This is a genomic window from Rahnella inusitata (assembly GCF_003263515.1).
Classification (GTDB): Bacteria; Pseudomonadota; Gammaproteobacteria; order Enterobacterales; family Enterobacteriaceae; genus Rahnella; species Rahnella inusitata.
The window spans coordinates 1-19,442 of sequence record NZ_JYDE01000026.1; the positions used below are offsets into that span (position 1 = coordinate 1).

A 19,442-nucleotide genomic window follows, 5' to 3' on the forward strand; every position below is an offset into this window, starting at 1 on the left:
TTTTTTTGATAAATGGGGCATGCCGGGCGCGTTTATTGGCCGCTTCTTTGGCCCGCTTCGTGCTGTCGTCCCGCTGGTCGCAGGTATCTGTGGTATGCCGCAAAAGTACTTCCAGATTGCCAATATCACTTCCGCGCTGATCTGGGCCTTCGGTATTCTGGCGCCCGGCGCTTTTGGCATTCAATGGCTCAGCCGCTGGTTTTGAATCCTGCTCTCTGTGAAGGCCTGCCGCAAGGGGGAAATAGCAGAGAAATTCCTTTTTGGAAGACATCCCGCAAAGCTTTAATGCAACAGAAAATAGACTGGACATCCATACAGCCTGCTATTACCGTGACCGCAGATGACTTTAAGAAGGAAAACGCGTGGATATCAGTATTCTGACGGCCCTCGGCGCCGGATTAATCGGCTTATTAGTGGGCTGGCTGGTGGCCAGTTTACGCCAGCAGCAACAGCAGACTGAGTTCGAGACTCAGCGCCGTTTGCTTGAGCAATCTCTTGAGCAGGTGAGGGCCGAAAATGACGCGGTCAAAGTCGAGCGGCAATCCTCTTTGCAGCAAATCCGCGAGGCTGAACTGGAGTTACGTAAACTTCACAGCATGCAGGCGGCCAGCCAGGAAAAGCTGCAACTGCTGGCGCACTGGCAAAACGAATGCGAACAGCTTAATCAGGAGCTGCGTGCGCAGCGCGAAATCAACAGCGCACAGGAAGCCGAATTACGTGAGGTATCGACCCGTCTTGATGAAACACGCATGGCCGCCGAAGATAAGCAGCGGCTGCTGATTAACAGCGAACAGCGTCTGAGCAGCCAGTTTGAAAATCTCGCGAACCGGATCTTCGAACAAAATGGCCGTCGCGCTGACGAACAGAACAAACAAAGCCTCGATAAACTGTTGCTGCCGCTGCGCGAGCAACTGGACGGTTTCCGTCGTCAGGTGCAGGACAGCTTCGGGCAGGAGGCGCGTGAGCGACATACGCTGGCGCACGAGATCCGCAATCTGCAACAGCTGAATGTTGAAATGGCGCGTGAAGCCGTCAATCTCACCAAAGCGCTGAAAGGCGATAACAAGACGCAGGGGAACTGGGGCGAGGTGGTGCTGAGCCGTGTGCTGGAAGCCTCCGGTCTGCGCGAGGGATACGAATACCAGACGCAGGTCAGCGTGCAGGTGGACAGCAATAGCCGGATGCAACCGGACGTCGTGGTACGTCTGCCGCAGAACAAAGATGTGGTGATCGACGCTAAAATGACCCTGGTGGCCTATGAGCGTTACTTTAACAGTGAAGACGACAGCGAGCGTGAACTGGCGCTCAGTGAACATATTGCGTCGGTACGCGGGCATATCCGTTTACTGGGGCGCAAAGATTATCAGCAGCTTCCGGGCCTGCGCAGCCTCGATTATGTGCTGATGTTTATTCCCGTCGAGCCCGCTTTTCTGCTGGCCATCGACCGTGAGCCCGAATTGATCAGCGAAGCGCTGCGACACAATATTATGCTTGTCAGCCCGACGACTCTGCTGGTGGCATTACGTACCATCAGTAACTTGTGGCGCTATGAACATCAGAGTCAGAATGCCAAACGTATCGCAGATCGCGCCGCCCGCCTGTATGACAAACTGCGTCTGTTCGTCGACGATATGGAGTCGATGGGGCAAAGTCTGGATAAAGCGCAGGGAAGTTATCGTTCCGCAATGAATAAACTCTCGCAAGGGCGTGGTAATCTCATTGGGCAGGTAGAAAGTTTCCGTGCGTTGGGCGTTGAAGTTAAACGGCCGATCAGCCCTTCTCTGGCCGAGATGGCAAAAGCGGAAAACGAACCTGAAGATACCGCATCTCTGCCCGACACCTCTGATGCGGAAGAAGAACCGACGTTGAACCCGAACGAATTATGACTATTGACAAGCGGCACCCTGTTTTCACTGATTTTATGATTCAACCGGTGAATCTTTGCAACATGTTGAATCAGCATCGGTGATGGGGCTTTCTAACGGGTTCTGATACACTTCTCCCCATGAGTTCGACTGAAAAAGCAGGCATATAAAATGGAAAAGCAGACGCAGGAAACTACGCATTTTGGTTTTCGCACGGTAGCTAAAGATGACAAACAGGGAATGGTGGCAGATGTCTTCCATTCCGTGGCGGCAAAATATGACCTGATGAATGACCTGATGTCTTTCGGTATTCATCGTATCTGGAAACGTTTCACCATCGATTGCAGCGGTGTTCGCCGTGGTCAGCGTGTGCTGGATCTGGCTGGCGGTACCGGCGATTTAACCGCTAAATTCTCCCGACTGGTCGGCGAGACCGGCGAAGTCGTTCTGGCGGATATCAACGACTCCATGCTGAAAATGGGCCGCGAAAAACTGCGGAACCTCGGCATTGTGGGTAATGTCAGCTACGTTCAGGCCAACGCCGAAGCGCTGCCTTTCCCGGATAATTACTTTGACTGCATCACTATTTCTTTCGGGCTGCGTAACGTTACCGAAAAAGAAAAAGCGCTGCGCTCTATGTACCGCGTGCTTAAGCCGGGTGGCCGTTTGTTGGTGCTGGAGTTCTCCAAGCCGCAGTTGAAACCGCTTAGCAAAGCGTACGACACCTATTCCTTCCATATTTTGCCTCGTATTGGCGAACTCGTGGCGCAAGATGCCGAAAGCTACCGTTATCTGGCTGAATCCATCCGTATGCATCCGGATCAGGAAACGCTGAAAGGCATGATGGGCGATGCCGGTTTTGAGAATGTGATTTATCACAATCTGACCGGTGGCATCGTTGCACTGCATCGGGGTTTCAAATTCTGATATGAGTATGCCGATGTTGTTAACGCCGCTACTGACTGCTGCCATCGAGACGCCGCTTAATTACCTGCTTTTCAGAGATCGCAGCATGAAGGCGGCGCGTACGCGTCTGGCAGGTAAAGTTCTTCGTGTCGAGTTGCAGGAACTGAGCGCTCCGCTGACGTTTGTTTTCAGCGAGCAGAAAATTGATGTCCTCGGACAATGGGATGGCGTGGCGGATTGTACCGTCACCTCAAAACTCTCCGTTCTGCATAAGCTGCGCGATCGCCAGCAGTTATCACCGCTAATGCGCAGCGGTGAGCTGGTGGTCGACGGCGATATTTCTGTGGTTCAGCAGCTGGTTGCGCTGCTGGATATGGCCGAGTGGGAGCCAGCCGAATTCCTGGCACCGTATGTCGGCGATATCGCAGCCCAAGGGGTAAGCCAGGCAGTGCAGGGCGGTTTCCGCTTCTTGCAAAAAGGGCTGAAACATCAGCAAAACTACGTGGCACAAACGCTGACCGAAGAGTGGAAGATGGCTCCAGGCCCGTTGGAAGTGGTGTGGTTTAGCGATGAAGTCTCCGCACTGGTGCGGGAACTGGATGCTCTTGATAAACGCCTCGAAAAACTGGAGGGCAAACCGTGACGCCAAGGGAAATGCGACGTTTATACCTGATTATCCGCATGTTTCTTATCTACGGCCTTGACGAGCTTATCCCTAAAATCCGTTTAACGCTGCCATTGCGCATGGGCCGTTATCTGTTTTTCTGGTTGCCACATCGTCATAAAGAAAAGCCGTTGGGTGAGCGCATGCGACTCGCGCTGGAAGAACTCGGTCCGGTATGGATTAAGTTCGGTCAGATGATGTCCACGCGTCGCGATCTCTTCCCGCCACACATTGCAGACCAACTGGCCCTGCTTCAGGATCACGTTCCGCCTTTTGATGGTGCGCTGGCACGTCAGCAAATAGATACCGCGTTGGGCGGCCCGCTGGAAAACTGGTTTGATGAATTCGACCAGACACCGCTGGCGTCCGCCTCAATCGCCCAGGTGCATACGGCGATTCTGAAAGAGAACGGTAAGCCTGTGGTACTCAAGGTGATCCGCCCTGATATCTTACCGACTATCAAAGCTGATATCCGTCTGATGTCGCGCCTCGCCGGTTGGGTGCCGATCTTGTTGCCCGATGGCCGCCGTCTGCGTCCGCGTGAAGTGGTTCGCGAATATGAAAAAACGCTGCTTGATGAGCTAAATTTGCTGCGCGAAGCGGCGAATGCTATCCAGTTGCGTCGTAATTTTGAAGGGAGCCCGATGCTGTATGTGCCGGAAGTGTATCCGGATTACTGCAGTGAGCGCCTGATGGTAATGGAACGGATTTACGGCATCCCGGTTTCCGATGTTGAAGCGCTGCAAAAGCAGGGCACCAACATGAAGCTGCTGGCCGAGCGTGGTGTTCAGGTCTTCTTCACGCAGGTTTTCCGCGACAGTTTCTTCCATGCCGACATGCACCCCGGAAATATTTTCGTCAGCTACGAAACGCCTGAAGATCCTTGCTACATAGGCATCGATTGCGGCATAGTTGGATCACTCAACAAAGAAGATAAGCGCTATCTGGCTGAAAATTTCATCGCTTTCTTCAATCGCGATTATCGCAAAGTGGCTGAACTGCATGTTGATTCCGGTTGGGTTCCGCGCGATACCAATGTTGAAGACTTTGAATTTGCTATCCGGACAGTGTGCGAGCCGATTTTTGAAAAGCCGCTTGCAGATATTTCCTTCGGTAACGTTTTGTTAAATCTGTTTAATACCGCGCGCCGCTTTAATATGGAAGTCCAGCCTCAACTGGTTTTACTGCAAAAAACGTTGTTGTATGTCGAAGGTTTGGGACGTCAGCTGTATCCGCAACTGGATTTGTGGACCACGGCAAAACCTTTCCTGGAAAGCTGGGTTCGCGATCAGGTGGGTCTGCCTGCCATGATCCGCGCGTTGAAAGAGCGTGCGCCATTCTGGGTTGAGAAACTGCCTGAGTTACCCGATCTGGTTTACCAGAGTCTGCAACAACATAAGCTGTTGCAGTACAACATCGAAAAGCTTTCCTCCCAGATGCACAACCAGAGTTCCCGTCAGGGTCAGTCTCGTTATCTTTTGGGTATAGGGGCGACACTGTTATTGAGTGGAACCCTATTGTTGTTGGGCAACGTCGAAGTATATCCGGCGTGTCTGATAACGGCGGGTGTTGTTTCCTGGCTGATCGGCTGGAAACGCGCCAGTTAACACACTGTTTAAAATAGAATTGATTTAAATTGAATGCCGTTTGCCAACGGCAATGAATGTCGTTCCTTCCTATTTGAGGTGAAAATAATGGGTGGTATTAGTATTACTAAGATCCTGATTCTCGTTGTGCTTGTCGTATTGCTGTTTGGTACGAAGAAACTGCGTGGTCTGGGTGCTGATCTGGGTGCTTCCATCAAAGGCTTCAAAAAGGCCATGAGTGATGATGATAGCCAGTCAAAAACAAACAAAGACGCTGACATAACGCCAACTGATGCTGATTTCGCTGCCAAGTCTATTGAAGGCAAGCCAGACGCTAAAGCAGAAGATACCAAGAGCCAAAACAAAGAGCAGGTATAAGCCGTGTTCGATATTGGATTTAGTGAACTGCTGCTGGTATTGGTGATTGGCTTGGTTGTCCTCGGGCCGGAGCGTTTACCTGTAGCAGTCAGAACAGTAGCAGGCTGGATCCGTACGCTTCGTGCTATGGCTGCTTCGGTACAAAGCGAGCTGTCGCAGGAGCTGAAACTTCAGGAGCTGCAAGATAGCCTGAAGAAAGCCGAAGAAGCGGGTCTGAAGAATTTAACGCCGGAAATCAAAGCGTCGATGGACGAGCTGAAAGAAGCGGCAGAATCCATGAAGCAATCTATCAACTCAGGGCTGAATCCTGCTGACAAAGCCATGGAAGAGGCGAAAGCGGAAGGTAACACCATCCACAATCCTGTGATAGATGATGCAGAAGCGCATCACGATGCGGGCATCTCCCCGGCTACGGCGGATAATGTGGCCTCCGCGCCAGCTGCGGCACCACAAAGTGCGGTTGATGCCGCTCTGGCATCGAACAGGACGGCCCATGCCGCTGCTGCACAGGCCGAGACGCTGGCCGCCACCGCAGAACCTGTCATCACTGAGCCTTCTGTGGCCACGGCGCCTGTGACCAAACCTGTTGCCGTTGAAGCACCCGTTGCTGAACCTACTGCGCCGGAAAAACCGGTTTCACTCACTAAACCGACGGGCGAGCGCTAAACATGGCTGTTGAAGATACCCAACCGCTTATCAGCCATCTGATTGAGCTGCGTAAGCGACTACTGAATGCCATTGTCTGTATCTTAGTGGTGTTCCTGGCACTGGTTTATTTTGCCAATGACATCTATCAGCTGGTGGCTTCGCCGTTGATCGAACAAATGCCTTTAGGCGCGAGCATGATTGCGACAGATGTCGCCTCACCGTTCTTTACGCCTATCAAGCTAACGATGATTGTCTCGGTATTTGTTTCCGCACCGTTTATTTTGTATCAGGTCTGGGCGTTCGTCGCGCCTGCGCTGTACAAACATGAACGCCGTCTGATGATGCCGCTGCTGTTCTCCAGTTCCGCACTGTTTTACCTCGGCGTGGCATTTGCCTACTTCGTGGTGTTCCCGCTGGCGTTTGCTTTCTTTGCGAAAACCGCTCCGGCAGGCGTGCAGATTGCTACAGACATTAACAACTATCTCGATTTCGTGATGGCGCTGTTCATGGCATTTGGCGTCTCCTTCGAAGTACCGATTGCGATCGTTCTGCTGTGCTGGAGTGGTGTTACCACACCAGAAGACCTCAAGAAAAAACGCCCGTATGTGCTGGTTGGCGCGTTTGTGGTCGGGATGTTGTTAACACCGCCTGATGTGTTCTCCCAGACATTGCTGGCGATTCCGATGTATCTGCTGTTTGAGATCGGCGTGTTCTTTGCCCGTTTCTATGTGGGTGGACGACGTCGTGCGGATGTGGATAAAGAGAACGAGCCGGGTGAACCTGAGTAATATCCCGGTCGTTTCATTCGTGTTAAATAGACATCAAACCGCCCGCAAGGGCGGTTTCTGTTTCAGGATTTCGTATGTTTGAAATTGGTATCAATCTCACCAGTAATCAGTTTGATAAAGATCGTCCTCAGGTGGTGGAAAGAGCCCGTGCAGCAGGTCTGAGCGGTATGCTGATCACCGGCACCTCTGCACAGGAAAGCGTGGAAGCGCAGAAAATGGCGGCAGAGCATCCTGACTTTTGCTGGTCAACGGCGGGAGTGCATCCGCATCAGGCAAGTGGCTGGAATACTGACGTTGAGCTGACGATCCGACGGCTGGCTGCTATGCCGCAGGTTGTCGCTATCGGCGAATGTGGTCTGGATTTCAACCGCAATTTTTCCCCCGCTGATCAGCAGGAAGCGGCGTTTACCGCACAGCTCGGGCTGGCAGCAGAGTTGCAGTTGCCGGTTTTTTTACACTGTCGTGATGCTGGCGAACGTTTTGCCGCGTTGCTGAAACCCTGGTTGTCGACATTACCGGGCGGCGTCGTTCACTGTTTTACCGGCACGCAGCATGAGCTTGAGCTGTATCTGTCTCTGGGCCTGTCAATCGGGATTACCGGATGGGTTTGCGATGAACGTCGCGGGCTGGAACTGCGTGAGATGTTGCCGTTGATCCCGGCAGACCGGTTAATGCTGGAAACGGATGCACCGTATTTGTTGCCGCGCGATATGGAAAATAAGCCGAAGAACCGGCGCAACGAACCGGCTTTTTTGCCGCATATTGTGAATCAGGTCGCGCTGTGGCGTGGAGAAGATCCCCAGTGGCTGGCAGATATCACTGACGATAATGCACGTAAGATGTTCGCTCTGTCCGCGCGTTAAGTGCCTGAAATAATAATTGCCTGAATTGAAAAAGCACCGGATAACGGTGCTTTTTCATTGGCAGAGCGGAGACAGGAAAGGCCGCTCAGATTTTCTGGAAGTGCGTGTTATCGATGCTCTGCCGCACGGGCTGGTTGATCAGGTTGAGCATCAGCAGTGAACGGGCTTCGCCATCAGGCTCGGTATAGATAGCCTCGAGACCTTCGAAAACGCCTTCGGTGATCATCACCACATCGCCTTCATACGGTGTTTCAGGATCGCGAATTTCTATGGTTGGCGGTTCCATCAGCTGTTTGATCACGTCGGGTTGAACCGTCGCCAGTTTGGGGCCAAAGCGGATGAAGTGGCTGACGCCACGGGTGGCGCTGATCGTCGTGGTATGTATCCGTTCCGGGTCAAACTCGATGAACATGTAATTCGGGAACATGGGTTCGCTGACGGAAGTACGGCGTCCGCGCACCACCTTTTCCAGGGTGATCATTGGCGTCAGGCAATTAACCTGCTGGCGCTCAAGATGTTCTTTGGCGCGAAGCAGCTGACCGCGTTTGCAATAGAGTAAGTACCAGGATTCCATAGTTTCCCACATTAAAACGTTGATTCCGGCAGCATAGCAAAAGCCGCCCCTGATATACAGGCAGGGAGAATCAGTGCAGACGTTTGCTGCTTGTCGGCCAGTTATCTTTTATTATCGAAGAAAAGTGCACACTTATCCCCTTATCTTCATCTTATTACAGTCAGGAGAAGCGTCATGGAGCTGTTATTACTGAGCAACGGTAAGCTTTCCGGTGAGTCAGAATTACTGGGTTATGCGAAAGAGCGTATTCAGGCGGTGCTAAAATCCCGCGCGATCACCTCCGCCGTCCTTGTCCCTTACGCGCTGATCCGCAGTGATTACGACGAACGTGCCACTGCACTTTCTCAAGCGCTGGGTATCGAAGTCACCAGTATTCATCACGCAGATAACCCGGCAGATGCCATTGCCAGCGCGCAATGTATTTTGATTAGCGGCGGCAATACCTGGATGCTCAATCAGCTATTGCACGAAAACAGCCTGATTGTTCCCATTCAGCGCGCCGTGCGTGAACGCAATGTGCCTTATATCGGCTGGAGCGCAGGTTGTAACGTCGCAACGCCAAGTATTCGTACCACCAATGATATGCCGGTACGCAACTCCGTAGTGCTGCCGTCCATTGGCCTATTTCCGGTGCAAATCAATCCGCATTACATCGACGCACACGTCAGCGGCCATATGGGGGAAACCCGTGACGAGCGTATTGCCGAATTCTGTGCGGTGAACCCGTCTGAGTCGGTGATTGCGCTGCGCGAAGGCAGTTTGTTGCAGGTGTCGGGTAATGATCTGAGTTACTTCAGCGCCAAAGATCAAGGCTTCAAGGTGTTCCGTCATGGTCAGGATATTGAGGAATATCAGGACACGCAGGCGCTGAGCGGGCTGGTTCCTTTTACTTGCCGGTGATGCCGAGCGAAACGCGATTTGCGCACCGTCAGACCAACAGCCTCGGCTTCTGACGGTTACACTGCCTTTTCATTATTAGTGTTTACCAGCTGGTAACAAAAAAGCAGCAACAACTTAGGAGAGGCTCTATAATGCTTTCCTTCAACCCGGCGACTCAGAATCAGCATGAAATACCGTGATTTACGTGACTTCCTCTCGTTACTTGAAAAGAGAGGCCAACTGAAACGCATTACTCAGTCTGTCGATCCCTATTTGGAAATGACCGAAATTGCTGACCGTACCCTGCGTGCGGGCGGCCCGGCGTTGTTGTTCGAAAATCCAAAGGGTTATGACATGCCGGTGCTGTGTAATTTATTCGGCACGCCTGAACGTGTGGCGATGGGCATGGGCAAGGAAGACGTCAGTGCGTTACGTGAAGTCGGTGAACTGCTGGCGTTTCTGAAAGAACCTGAGCCGCCGCGCGGTTTGCGCGATTTATACGACAAAGCACCAAAGTTCAAGCAGGTGCTGAATATGCCGACCAAAGTGCTGCATTCTGCACCTTGTCAGCAGGAGATTTGGGAAGGCGACGAGGTGGATATCACCCGAATTCCCGTGATGCAGTGCTGGCCGGAAGATGCTGCGCCGCTGATCACCTGGGGGCTGACCGTCACCCGTGGCCCCGATAAACCTCGTCAGAATCTGGGTATTTATCGTCAGCAGGTACTGGGAAAAAACAAAGTCATCATGCGCTGGCTGTCTCATCGCGGTGGTGCGCTGGATTTCCAGGAGTGGTGCCAGAAACATCCTGGGCAACGTTTTCCTGTGGCCGTGGCGCTTGGCGCTGATCCGGCTACGATTTTAGGCGCGGTCACGCCGGTACCGGATTCGCTGTCTGAATATGCGTTTGCGGGTTTGTTGCGCGGCAATAAAACCGAAGTGGTGAAGTGTATTTCTAACGATCTCGAAGTGCCCGCCAGCGCAGAAATTGTGCTTGAAGGGTATATCGAACCGGGTGAAATGGCGCCGGAAGGGCCCTATGGCGACCACACAGGCTACTATAATGAAGTGGACAGCTTCCCGGTCTTCACGATTACGCACATGACGCAGCGCAAAGATCCTATCTATCATTCGACCTACACCGGCCGTCCGCCGGATGAGCCGGCGATACTGGGCGTGGCGCTGAATGAAGTCTTTGTGCCGATCCTGAAGAAACAATTCCCGGAAATTGTTGATTTTTATCTGCCACCGGAGGGTTGCTCCTACCGTATGGCTGTCGTTACCATGAAGAAACAATATCCCGGTCATGCGAAGCGCGTGATGATGGGAGTCTGGTCATTCCTGCGTCAGTTCATGTACACCAAGTTTGTGATTGTGTGTGATGACGATGTGAATGCCCGTGACTGGAACGACGTGATTTGGGCGATTACCACCCGCATGGATCCCGCGCGGGATACGGTGCTGGTAGAAAATACGCCCATTGATTATCTCGACTTTGCCTCTCCGGTCTCGGGCCTCGGTTCGAAAATGGGGATGGACGCGACCAACAAATGGCCGGGTGAAACGCAGCGTGAGTGGGGGCGTCCGATTGTGAAGGATCCTGCCGTCACCGCCCGTATCGACGCCATTTGGGATGAGCTCGCTATTCTTAATGATAAAGACGATGCGAAGAAATAATCGACGCCTGGTCCCACGCTTTGCTTTGATGACCCACAGAGGGAACGCATGACAACATTGAGCTGTAAAGTGACCTCGGTAGAGGCGATTACCGATACTGTGTATCGAGTCCGGCTATTACCGGAAGCGCCTTTCTCGTTCCGCGCGGGTCAGTATCTGATGGTAGTGATGGACGAGCGCGATAAGCGTCCGTTTTCACTGGCCTCGACGCCTGCGGAACACAACGTGATCGAGTTGCACATCGGCGCCTCCGAGCTGAACCTGTACGCGATGGCCGTGATGGATCGCATTCTGAAAGAGCAGTCGATTACCGTGGATATTCCTCACGGCGATGCATGGCTGCGCGAAGAAGGCCAGCGTCCGCTGGTGCTTATCGCCGGCGGTACCGGTTTCTCCTACGTGCGTTCGATTCTGATCACCGCGCTGGAGCAGCAGCCTCATCGCGACATTTCGATCTACTGGGGTGGGCGCGAGCTGAAGCACCTTTATGATCTGGGTGAGCTGGAAGCGCTGAGCATTCATCACCCGAATCTGAAAGTGATCCCGGTGGTGGAACAGCCTGAAGACGGCTGGCAGGGCAGAAGCGGTACCGTGCTGAGTGCTGTATTGCAGGATTTCTCCTCTCTGGCGGAACACGATATTTATATCGCGGGACGTTTTGAGATGGCGAAGATTGCCCGTGAGCGTTTTGTTGCAGAGCGCGGTGCGCTGGAAGACCGTTTATTTGGCGACGCGTTCTCTTTCATTTGACTGGTGCAGCACGTCGCAAGTCGTGAAAAAGCCCGCCCCTGACAGGCGGGAAAACGGCAACTAAAACGGATAAGACGAGATTTATAAAAAGCGGGCTGAGATGCCCGCTTTTTGTTTATGCAGATAATGGAAAATCAGACGCGTTCAAACACGGTCGCGATGCCCTGACCTAAACCGATACACATGGTCGCGACGCCAAATTGCACATCGCGGCGTTCCATCAGGTTCAGCAGGGTGGTGGAAATACGCGAACCCGAACATCCCAGCGGATGTCCCAATGCAATCGCGCCGCCGTTGAGATTGACGCGTTCTTCCATAGTTTCCAGCAGGCCCAGGTCTTTCACGCACGGCAAAGCCTGTGCGGCAAACGCTTCATTGAGCTCGAACAGGCCGATATCCTCAACGCTCAGCCCGGCGCGTTTGAGCGCCAGTCGCGTTGCAGGAACCGGACCGTAACCCATAATCGACGGATCGCAGCCGACCACCGCCATCGCACGGATCCGTGCGCGAGCTTTCAGGCCTAATGATTTCGCGTGAGACTCGCTCATCAGCAGCATTGCCGAAGCGCCGTCGGAGAGTGCCGATGAGGTACCTGCTGTGACGGTGCCGTTAACCGGGTCGAATGCCGGACGCAGCGCGGCCAGCGTCGCGACCGTGGTTTCCGGACGGATGACTTCGTCAAAATCATAACGGGTCAGCACGCCTTCTGCGTTGTGGCCTTCGGTCGGTACGATTTCGTTAGCAAAGTGACCGGCAAGCGTTGCGTCATGCGCCCGCTGATGCGAACGCGCAGCGAATTCATCCTGCATTTCACGGCTGATGTGGTGCATTTTCGCCAGCATTTCTGCAGTCAGCCCCATCATACCGGCAGCTTTTGCGACGTTTTTGCTCAGGCCGGGATGGAAATCTACGCCGTGATTCATCGGCACGTGACCCATGTGTTCCACGCCGCCAATCAGGCTGATCTTTGCGTCGCCAACCATAATGGCGCGCGCCGCATCATGCAGTGCCTGCATCGACGAGCCGCACAGACGATTGACGGTGGTAGCCGGTACGCTGTGCGGGATCTCCGCCAGTAATGCGGCGTTGCGAGCAATATTGAAGCCTTGCTCCAGTGTCTGCTGTACGCAGCCCCAGTAGATATCATCAATGTTTTTGGCATCCAGCGCCGGATTGCGTGCCAGTACGGCACGCATCAGATGCGCGGATAAATCTTCAGCCCTGACGTGGCGGAATGCGCCGCCTTTCGAACGGCCCATTGGCGTGCGGACTGCATCAACTATGACTACGTTTTCCATGATTTCGGTCCTTATGCCTGATTACCGGTGCTGATGTTTTCCAGCGGAGCCGCAACCGGGTAGTAACTTTCATTGGTTTGCGCTTTGGCGCGAAGCCCGTCCGGTGCCTGATACATCGGCCCCAGGTGCGCGTAATGTTCGGTCATTTTGAGATATTCCGCCGTGCCAATCGTATCGAGATAACGGAACGGGCCGCCGTGGAACGGAGGGAAACCGATGCCGTACACCAGTGCCATATCAGCTTCAGCCGGGCTGGCAATAATGCCTTCCTCGAAGCAGCGCACCACTTCGTTAATCATCGGGATCATCATACGGGCGATGATATCCTGCGGTGAGAAGTCAGCGTGGCCCGGTTTGAGATTTTCAGCCAGCAGGCTGAGCGCCTGTTCATCCACCTCTTTACGCGGTTTACCTTTGCTGTCTTCGCTGTAACGGTAGAAGCCCAGCTGATTTTTTTGGCCAAAGCGGCGGTTATCGAACAACACGTCCACGGCGTCACGATAGTCTCGCGCCATACGCTGCGGGAATCCGGCCGCCATGACCGCCTGCGCATGATGCGCGGTATCGATACCGACCACATCCAGCAGATATGCCGGACCCATCGGCCAGCCGAACTGTTTTTCCATCACTTTGTCTATCTGGCGGAAATCTGCGCCGTCACGCAGCAGTAAACTAAAGCCGGAGAAGTACGGGAACAGGACGCGGTTGACGAAGAATCCCGGGCAGTCGTTGACCACAATCGGCGTTTTGCCCATGGTCAGTGCGTAAGAGACGATGCGCGACAATGTTTTATCTGAGGTTTTCGCGCCACGAACAATTTCCACCAGCGGCATACGATGCACCGGGTTGAAGAAGTGCATGCCGCAGAAGTTTTCCGGGCGTTTCAGCGAGGAAGCCAGCTGATCGATAGGAATAGTTGATGTGTTGGAGGCCAGAACGGTATCGGCGTCGAGTAACGATTCGGCCTCGGCCAGCACTGCGGCTTTCACTTTTGGATTTTCCACAACCGCTTCGACCACCACGTTGGCGCGTTCGATACCACTGTAATCCAGCGTCGGATGAATGGTCGACAGCACTTTCGCCATCTTCAGTCCATCGAGCTTTCCGCGCTCGAGTTGCTTGTTGAGCAACTTGGCCGCTTCGTTCATGCCAAGCGTCAGGGACTGGTCATTGATGTCTTTCATCATGACCGGCACACCTTTTAGCGCGGACTGGTAAGCGATCCCGCCGCCCATAATGCCTGCGCCAAGCACGGCGGCCTGCACTGGTTTTTCGCTGTTATACGCCAGTTTTTTAGCTTTGGCTTTGACGAACTGATCGTTAAGGAAAATGCTGACCAGCGCCCGCGCTTCTTTGGATTGTGCGAGGGGCACAAAGCTGGCGGTTTCCAGTTTGAGTGCTTCGTCGCGGCCAAGATGCGCGGCGGCTTCAATGGTTTTGACTGCGGTCATCGGTGCCGGATAGTGTTTGCCGGCATTCTGCATGACCATGCTTTTCGCCACGCTGAAACTCATCGCCGCTTCGATCTGGCTGAGTTTGAGCGGCAGGCGTTTCGGGTCACGCCGTTTTTGCCATTCCAGTTTGCCGTCAACCGCCTGTCTGAGCATGGAGATCCCGGCGTCGCGCAGCTTATCGGTATCAACCACCGCATCGACCAGCCCGACTTTCAGGGCTTCTTTACCGCTGATGTTTTTACCCGCGGCGATAATTTCCAGGGCGCTGTCGGTACCAATCAGGCGCGGCAGGCGAACGGAACCGCCGAAGCCCGGCATAATCCCTAAACTGGTTTCCGGCAAACCAATGCGTGCATCGGCAGTGCTGATACGAAAATCGGTAGCTAGTACGCACTCGCAGCCGCCGCCCAGCGCATAACCGCTGATGGCAGAAAGTGTCGGCACCGGTAAATCTTCCAGTCGGTTGAAAATGCTGTTGGCGAAATTCAGCCACTCATGAAGTTTCTTCGCTGGCGCGTTAAACAGGGACAAAAATTCAGTGATGTCCGCACCGACTATGAAGGCCGGTTTGGCTGAGCTAAGCAGCAACCCTTTCAGGTCAGACTGCTTTTCGAGTACCGTAATCGCCTCGCCTAAGCTGGCGACCGTTTGAGTATCGAGCTTATTCACCGAGCCCGGAGCGTCGAACACCAGCTCCGCGATACCGCCGTCGAGCCAGTGCAGGTGTAATGTTTCGCCTTGGTAAAGCATGTGTCTCTCCTGAATCATCTGGGATGATCTGGTATGACCAGATGCTTTCGAGTGTGGTTATTATGTTAATAATTTGCAAATGAGATGTGTTTTATTTGCTGGCAAGATCACAAACCTTCCATGACTATGGCAGGCGTAAGGCTGTGATAAGATGCAGCATCGTCTTTCCGGTGAAAAAAGGACAGTTGGATGGAATCGCTTACTACGCTTTATAAAGAACATATCGCTACGTTGCAGTCGCGTGCCCGCGAAATTCTGCAACGTTCTCAGCTTGATGCGTTACTCATTCACTCTGGTGAACTGATAACGACCTTCCTTGATGACCACAGTTATCCCTTCAAAGTGAATCCGCAGTTCAAAGCCTGGGTGCCGGTCACCAAAGTGCCAAACTGCTGGTTGTGGGTCGATGGTGTGAATGCGCCGAAGCTGTGGTTCTATTCGCCGGTCGACTACTGGCACAGCCACGAGCCGCTGCCAGACTCGTTCTGGACCAAAGAGGTCGCCATTACGCCCTTAGCCAATGCCGAGGACATCAAAGGCCAGTTGCCGGTGGATCTCAAGCGTGTCGGTTATATCGGTTCAAGCCAGGATCGCGCTATCAGCATGGGTGTGCCCGCAGCTAACGTGAACCCGAAAGCGGTGCTGGATTTCCTGCATTATCATCGTTCGTACAAAACCAGCTATGAGCTGGCCTGTATGCGTGAAGCGCAGAAAGTGGCCGTCAGCGGACATCGCGCGGCGAAAGAAGCTTTCCTTTCTGGCATGAGCGAGTTTGATATCAATCTGGCGTATCTCACCGCCACTGGCCATCGCGATACCGATGTGCCGTATGACAACATTGTCGCGCTGAACGAACACGCCTCCGTACTGCATTACACCACGCTCGATAACCAGCCGCCGTCCGAGATGCGCAGCTTTCTGCTGGATGCCGGTGCGGAGTACAACGGTTATGCCGCTGACCTTACCCGCACCTATGCCGGGAAACCGGACAGTGATTTCGGTGCGCTGGTAAAAGATCTCAATACCGAGCAGCTGGCTTTAATTGACTCGATTAAGTCCGGTGTGCGCTATACCGACTATCATGTTCAGATGCATCACCGCATCGCCAAACTATTGAAAGCGCACAAACTGGTGTTGGATATCAGTGAAGACGCGATGGTGGAACAAAAGCTGACCGGGCCATTCCTGCCACATGGTCTTGGGCATCCGCTGGGATTGCAGGTGCATGACGTTGCTGGCTTTATGCAGGACGATAAAGGTACCCATCAGGCTGCGCCTTCGCAGTATCCTTATCTGCGTTGCACCCGCGTGATTGAGCCGGGCATGGTGCTGACCATCGAACCGGGTTTGTACTTCATCGATTCGCTGCTGGCGCCATTGCGCGAAGGGCAATTCAGTAAGCACTTTGCCTGGGATCGTATTGAAGCCATGAAGCCGTTTGGCGGGATCCGTATCGAGGACAATATTGTTATCCACGACAACCGTGTCGAAAACATGACCCGCGATCTGAAGCTGGCCTGATGCAGCCGTATCCCGTTCCCGCTGAGTCTGTCACTTTCAGCGAGGAGATAAAGAAGAGCCGCTTCATTACCTTCCTGGCAAGAACAGAAGGCGTCGAGGCGGCGAAAGCGTTTATTCAGGACATACGACATCAGCATCCGGCAGCGCGTCATCACTGCTGGGCGTTTGTGGCGGGTGCACCGGATGATTCGCAACAGCTGGGTTTTTCTGATGATGGCGAACCGGCAGGCACTGCGGGCAAACCCATCCTCAGTCAGCTGATGGGGAGCGGCGTCGGGGAAATCATTGCCGTCGTCGTGCGTTATTACGGTGGCATTATGCTGGGCACCGGCGGGCTGGTGAAAGCCTACGGCGGCGGGGTTCAGCAGGCATTAAAACAACTTACCGTGCAGCAAAAAGTTCCGCTGGCAGAATTCGCGGTGCAGTGTGATTACAGCCAGTTACAGCTGGTGGAAACGCTGCTCTCGCAAGTCGGCGGGCATATTTTACGCAGTGAGTTTGGCGCTGCGGTCGATCTCGTTCTGGCGCTGCCCGCTGCGGATGCAACGGCAACGGTCAGTCATCTGTTCGATATCAGCCGTGGCACGCTCATTCTGCGTCCGGTTTCTTAATTTTTTCTATGGTTAATTCGCTGAGGAACGCACCAGCATGCATTTTCGTGCCATAACACGCATCGTCGGGGTGCTTGTCATCCTGTTTTCCGGAACGATGATTATTCCCGGTCTGGTCGCTCTTATTTATCGGGACGGCGCGGGACGTGCGTTCAGCCAGACGTTCTTCGTCGCCCTGGCGATTGGACTTTTCCTCTGGCTCCCCAATCGAAAGCAGAAGAGTGAACTGAAGCCGCGCGAGGGTTTTCTCATCGTGGTCCTGTTCTGGACGGTGCTGGGCAGCGTCGGGGCATTACCCTTTCTGTTCTCCGAACGGCCAAACCTCTCACTCACCGATGCGTTCTTTGAATCTTTCTCCGGCCTGACGACGACCGGTGCGACGACTCTGGTCGGGCTGGATTCCTTACCGAAAGCGATTCTGTTCTACCGGCAAATGCTGCAATGGTTTGGCGGTATGGGGATCATCGTGCTCGCCGTAGCAATCCTGCCGATATTGGGCGTTGGCGGAATGCAGCTGTATCGCGCTGAAATGCCGGGGCCGCTGAAAGACAACAAGATGCGCCCGCGTATTGCTGAAACCGCGAAAACCTTGTGGCTTATCTATGTGTTGCTGACCATCGCCTGCGCATTATCGTTATGGGGCGCAGGGATGTCAGTCTTTGACGCCATCGGGCACAGCTTCTCGACTATTGCCATCGGCGGCTTCTCGACGCATGACGCCAGCATTGGTTATTTCCACAGCGGCACCATCAACAGCATTATCGCGGTGTTCTTGCTTATCTCCGGCTGTAACTATGGTCTGCATTTCGCGATGCTGAGTGGCCGTAACCTGAAGGTGTACTGGCGCGATCCGGAATTCCGCATGTTCATCGGCGTACAGTTTACGCTGGTAATCATCTGCACAATTGTTCTGTGGATCCACAATGTCTACGGTTCCGGGCTGGAAACTATTAATCAGGCGTTCTTCCAGGTGGTGTCAATGGCGACCACGGCGGGTTACACCACAGACAGTATTTCAAAGTGGCCGCTGTTCCTGCCTCTTCTATTATTGTGTTCTGCGTTTATCGGTGGCTGTGCCGGTTCGACCGGCGGCGGCCTGAAGGTTATCCGTATCCTGCTGTTGTATTTACAGGGCTCGCGTGAACTGAAAAGACTGGTGCATCCGAATGCGGTTTACACCATCAAGCTGGGTAACCGCGCGCTGCCGGAACGTATCATCGAAGCCGTATGGGGATTTTTCTCGGCTTATGCGCTGGTATTTATTGTCAGCATGCTGGCGATTGTTGCGACTGGAGTGGATAACTTCTCGGCATTCGCCGCTGTGACGGCCACGCTGAATAACCTGGGGCCTGGGCTGGGCGTTGTCGCCGATAACTTTGCGTCCATGAATTCCGCGGCGAAATGGATCCTGATCGTCACCATGCTCTTTGGTCGTCTTGAGGTCTTTACACTATTAGTACTGTTTACGCCGACGTTCTGGCGCGAATAAGTTTTGGAAAGGGAAACAAGAATGAAAGCGTTGATACTCTACTCAAGCCGTGACGGGCAGACTCATGCCATCTCTTCTTATATTGCCAGTGAGCTGAAAGAGAAGTGCAGCTGCGATGTCATCGATCTGGTGCACGCCGGGCATGTTGATTTGAAAAGCTACGACCAGGTGATGATTGGCGCGTCTATCCGTTATGGTCACTTTAATGCGGTGCTGGATAAATTTGTGAAAAAGCACGCTGATACTCTTAACCAGATGCCATCGGCCTTCTTTGGCGTCAACCTCACCGCCCGTAAGCCTGAGAAGCGCAGCCCGCAGACGAATGCCTATGTGCGCAAGTTCCTGCTGAACTCACCGTGGGAACCGGCAATCTGTGGTGTCTTCGCGGGTGCGCTGCGTTATCCGCGTTATCGCTGGTTTGATAAGGTTATGATCCAACTTATTATGCGTATGACAGGCGGTGAAACGGACACCAGCAAAGAAGTTGAATACACAGACTGGCAGCAGGTCGCTAAATTCGCTGAGGATTTTGGGCAGATATCGTATAAAAAATCGCTTTAATGCAGGCTTTATAAACGTTTAGACCAAAAAGAAAGCACTCGAAAAGTTTTTTCAAATTAAAGGTTGCGGCCTTCTGAGAACTCCCTATAATGCGCCTCCACTGACCGGGAACAACGACTGAGAAGTCGCTCGGACAGGAAGAGAAAAAGATGAAAGTTCGAATGAATAATCTCTTGACTC

General features: G+C 53.4%; 19 protein-coding genes. 16 read left to right on the forward strand and 3 right to left on the reverse strand.

Annotation, left to right across the window (positions count from 1 at the left end; genetic code table 11):
* The 9 genes from TU92_RS16120 to tatD form a co-directional block, all read left to right on the forward strand.
* Positions 1-205, forward strand: a 205-nt coding sequence (locus TU92_RS16120) for a DedA family protein (RefSeq protein WP_427909984.1), incomplete at its 5' end; no start/stop codon positions are given.
* A 157-nt stretch (positions 206-362) separates the two neighbouring features.
* On the forward strand, positions 363-1,886 hold the full coding sequence (gene rmuC, locus TU92_RS16125; RefSeq protein WP_112168234.1) for a DNA recombination protein RmuC: 1,524 nt from the start codon (positions 363-365) through the stop codon (positions 1,884-1,886).
* Between the two features lie 150 nt (positions 1,887-2,036).
* Positions 2,037-2,792, forward strand: coding sequence for a bifunctional demethylmenaquinone methyltransferase/2-methoxy-6-polyprenyl-1,4-benzoquinol methylase UbiE (ubiE, locus tag TU92_RS16130; protein WP_112168235.1), 756 nt, complete (start codon positions 2,037-2,039; stop codon positions 2,790-2,792).
* Between the two features lie 13 nt (positions 2,793-2,805).
* Positions 2,806-3,414, forward strand: a complete 609-nt coding sequence (gene ubiJ, locus TU92_RS16135) for a ubiquinone biosynthesis protein UbiJ (RefSeq protein WP_112168250.1) — start codon at positions 2,806-2,808, stop codon at positions 3,412-3,414.
* Positions 3,411-5,042: a ubiquinone biosynthesis regulatory protein kinase UbiB gene (gene ubiB / locus TU92_RS16140; protein ID WP_112168236.1), complete on the forward strand. Its 1,632-nt coding sequence runs from the start codon at positions 3,411-3,413 to the stop codon at positions 5,040-5,042. Before ubiJ ends, ubiB begins: the two co-directional genes overlap by 4 nt.
* Positions 5,043-5,129: 87 nt before the next feature.
* Positions 5,130-5,399 carry a twin-arginine translocase subunit TatE gene (tatE, locus tag TU92_RS16145; RefSeq protein WP_112168237.1) on the forward strand — a complete coding sequence of 90 codons (270 nt, stop codon included), beginning with the start codon at positions 5,130-5,132 and terminating at the stop codon, positions 5,397-5,399.
* A 3-nt stretch (positions 5,400-5,402) separates the two neighbouring features.
* Entirely contained in the window at positions 5,403-6,065 is a 663-nt protein-coding gene (gene tatB, locus TU92_RS16150; protein ID WP_112168238.1) for a Sec-independent protein translocase protein TatB, read from the forward strand.
* Between the two features lie 2 nt (positions 6,066-6,067).
* Positions 6,068-6,835 carry a Sec-independent protein translocase subunit TatC gene (tatC, locus tag TU92_RS16155; protein ID WP_112168239.1) on the forward strand — a complete coding sequence of 256 codons (768 nt, stop codon included), beginning with the start codon at positions 6,068-6,070 and terminating at the stop codon, positions 6,833-6,835.
* 74 nt (positions 6,836-6,909) lie between these two features.
* Complete coding sequence (gene tatD, locus TU92_RS16160) at positions 6,910-7,698, forward strand: 3'-5' ssDNA/RNA exonuclease TatD (protein ID WP_112168240.1); 789 nt, start codon at positions 6,910-6,912, stop codon at positions 7,696-7,698.
* 85 nt (positions 7,699-7,783) lie between these two features.
* Here tatD and rfaH read toward each other — a convergent pair whose 3' ends face one another.
* Positions 7,784-8,272, reverse strand: a complete 489-nt coding sequence (rfaH, locus tag TU92_RS16165) for a transcription/translation regulatory transformer protein RfaH (RefSeq protein WP_112168251.1) — start codon at positions 8,270-8,272, stop codon at positions 7,784-7,786.
* A 174-nt stretch (positions 8,273-8,446) separates the two neighbouring features.
* Between rfaH and pepE the strand changes: the two genes are divergently transcribed.
* From pepE to fre, 3 genes are all read left to right on the forward strand, one after another.
* Positions 8,447-9,172, forward strand: a complete 726-nt coding sequence (pepE, locus tag TU92_RS16170) for a dipeptidase PepE (RefSeq protein ID WP_112168241.1) — start codon at positions 8,447-8,449, stop codon at positions 9,170-9,172.
* Between the two features lie 165 nt (positions 9,173-9,337).
* The gene (ubiD, locus tag TU92_RS16175; protein ID WP_112168242.1) at positions 9,338-10,828 is read left to right on the forward strand and encodes a 4-hydroxy-3-polyprenylbenzoate decarboxylase; all 1,491 of its coding nucleotides are present in this window, start codon (positions 9,338-9,340) and stop codon (positions 10,826-10,828) included.
* Positions 10,829-10,876: 48 nt separating this feature from the next.
* Positions 10,877-11,578 carry an NAD(P)H-flavin reductase gene (fre, locus tag TU92_RS16180; RefSeq protein ID WP_112168243.1) on the forward strand — a complete coding sequence of 234 codons (702 nt, stop codon included), beginning with the start codon at positions 10,877-10,879 and terminating at the stop codon, positions 11,576-11,578.
* A gap of 134 nt (positions 11,579-11,712) precedes the next feature.
* On the opposite strand, the gene fadA is transcribed toward fre, so the two are convergent.
* Together fadA and fadB are read right to left on the reverse strand one after the other, a co-directional pair.
* Positions 11,713-12,876 carry an acetyl-CoA C-acyltransferase FadA gene (gene fadA, locus TU92_RS16185; protein WP_112168244.1) on the reverse strand — a complete coding sequence of 388 codons (1,164 nt, stop codon included), beginning with the start codon at positions 12,874-12,876 and terminating at the stop codon, positions 11,713-11,715.
* 11 nt (positions 12,877-12,887) lie between these two features.
* Positions 12,888-15,080: a fatty acid oxidation complex subunit alpha FadB gene (gene fadB / locus TU92_RS16190; RefSeq protein WP_112168245.1), complete on the reverse strand. Its 2,193-nt coding sequence runs from the start codon at positions 15,078-15,080 to the stop codon at positions 12,888-12,890.
* A 189-nt stretch (positions 15,081-15,269) separates the two neighbouring features.
* On the opposite strand from fadB, the gene pepQ reads away from it, so the two are divergent.
* The 4 genes from pepQ to hemG are packed head-to-tail and all read left to right on the forward strand — an operon-like array spanning position 15,270 to position 19,262.
* Complete coding sequence (pepQ, locus tag TU92_RS16195) at positions 15,270-16,601, forward strand: Xaa-Pro dipeptidase (RefSeq protein ID WP_112168246.1); 1,332 nt, start codon at positions 15,270-15,272, stop codon at positions 16,599-16,601.
* A complete protein-coding gene (locus TU92_RS16200; RefSeq protein WP_112168247.1) occupies positions 16,601-17,212 on the forward strand; it encodes an IMPACT family protein in 612 nt (203 codons plus the stop codon). The genes pepQ and TU92_RS16200 overlap by 1 nt, the downstream gene beginning before the upstream one ends.
* 37 nt (positions 17,213-17,249) lie before the next feature.
* Positions 17,250-18,701 (forward strand): Trk system potassium transporter TrkH, encoded by a 1,452-nt coding sequence (gene trkH / locus TU92_RS16205; RefSeq protein WP_112168248.1) that lies wholly within the window; start codon positions 17,250-17,252, stop codon positions 18,699-18,701.
* Between the two features lie 21 nt (positions 18,702-18,722).
* Positions 18,723-19,262 carry a menaquinone-dependent protoporphyrinogen IX dehydrogenase gene (hemG, locus tag TU92_RS16210; RefSeq protein ID WP_112168249.1) on the forward strand — a complete coding sequence of 180 codons (540 nt, stop codon included), beginning with the start codon at positions 18,723-18,725 and terminating at the stop codon, positions 19,260-19,262.
* The last annotated feature ends 180 nt before the right edge of the window (positions 19,263-19,442 follow it).